Below are 1468 nucleotides of genomic sequence, written 5' to 3' on the forward strand. Positions count from 1 at the left end.
CAGCTGGCGATCTCCAGCAGGGTCTGACCCCGGCGGACATGGCTGGCCGAGCTCACCAGCGTGGCGTGCTGGATCTGGTGGCGGGCGAGGGCGTAGCTGCTGTAGAGGGCGTTCTCCACCGTACTGGTGGCGTAGTTCTCCTCTATGATGCGCGAGCGATCTATGCCCTTCTTCACCAGCCAGTTCGCCATCAGCTTGCCCTCGGTCTGGCGGTTTTGGGGCACGCCGCCGGTCAGTATGATGAGCGCAGTCGGGTTGGCCTGGGCCAGGGTGCGGGTGGTCTCCAGCCGGCCCAGCAGGATATCGTGCATGCTGCCATCGGGGTTGAGGGCATAGCCCAGGGTGACGATGGCCCGGTTGCCCGGCTTGGGTGAGCTCTCCCCCTGCTCCTTGAGCGGGGTGGCATTGACCCGGGCCACCGTCTCCAGGATGCGCTGCAGATCGGCGGCGCGGCCGGGGTTGAGTGCCGCCAGTTTGCTCTGGTATGCCTGGGCGGCACTGGGGTTTTGCTTGAAGGTCTGCCAGGTGGCCAGGTAAGTAAGCAGATCTATGTCGTCCGGCGCCGTGTTGAGCGCCTGCTCGAACAGGCGGATGGCCTTGTCTACGTTGCCGTTGTAGATCTGGGCGTTGGCCGCCGAGATGAGCAGGTCGGTGCGGTAGGGTTCGAGCTGATAGGCCTGCAGCAGCAGTGCTGTGACCTGCTCCATGTTACTCGGCATCTTGGCGGTGAAGCCCGCGGTGGAGATGCGAGCCGGTGACTTGAAGATCTGCCAGGCATCCGCCAGCAGCTGATCCACCACCTGGCGCTTGCTGATGTACTGGTCGTAGTTTTGCTCCTTTTGCAGGGAGCGCACCGGGGCAGCCCAGGCATGAGTGGAGACAAACACTGGCAGGGCCAACAGGCTGGCCAGGGTCAGGGCAATCGCAGTTTTCTTCATCATGGGGTTCCACCTAGGGTGAGAGGTGCGATGCCATGGCATGCCCCTCTGGAGCCTTTTTCAATTAAAACAGGCGCTTGGTAATGGCCTACTCTACTCCTTTCCAGATGAAAAAAACGTGAACCGCTTCGGTTATCCCCGTGCCCCCCTAGCGCAGAGCCAGGCGTTCGTGAAGAAACGCCAGCCAGGCCTCCACCTTGGCGGGCAGGTGGCGACGGCGGGGGTAGAGGCACCAGATGCCGTGCTCGGGCAGGGCATGGTCTGGCAGCAGGGGCACCAGCCGGCCGGTGGCGAGATCCCGCTCCACGATAAAGTCCGGCATGTTGCCAATGCCGAGCCCTGCCAGCAGCGCGGTGTGGATGGCGTCGCTGTTGTTGACCTCGAAGTTGCCCCGCGGGGTGATGGCAACCTCTCCCTCCGGGCCTTGTAGGCGCCACTGGGTGCCGCCGCGAAACAGGGAGTAGCAGAGGCAGTTGTGGGCCTCGAGATCGGCCGGGGTACGGGGCGTGCCGGCCCGCGCCAGGTAGGTG

The 1468-nt window shown here is 64.1% G+C and carries 1 protein-coding gene and 1 pseudogene; both read right to left on the reverse strand.

The genetic code is table 11. The features are described 5' to 3' along the window. Positions 1–938, reverse strand: a pseudogene (locus tag AAC083_RS06360) (ElyC/SanA/YdcF family protein); the annotation flags it as partial. 148 nt (positions 939–1086) lie between these two features. Next, a partial coding sequence (locus tag AAC083_RS06365) for a substrate binding domain-containing protein (protein ID WP_219927866.1) occupies positions 1087–1468 on the reverse strand: 382 nt, incomplete at its 5' end.

Origin of the sequence: Aeromonas sp. HMWF014 (assembly GCF_963878295.1) — a bacterium.
GTDB lineage: Bacteria > Pseudomonadota > Gammaproteobacteria > Enterobacterales > Aeromonadaceae > Aeromonas > Aeromonas popoffii.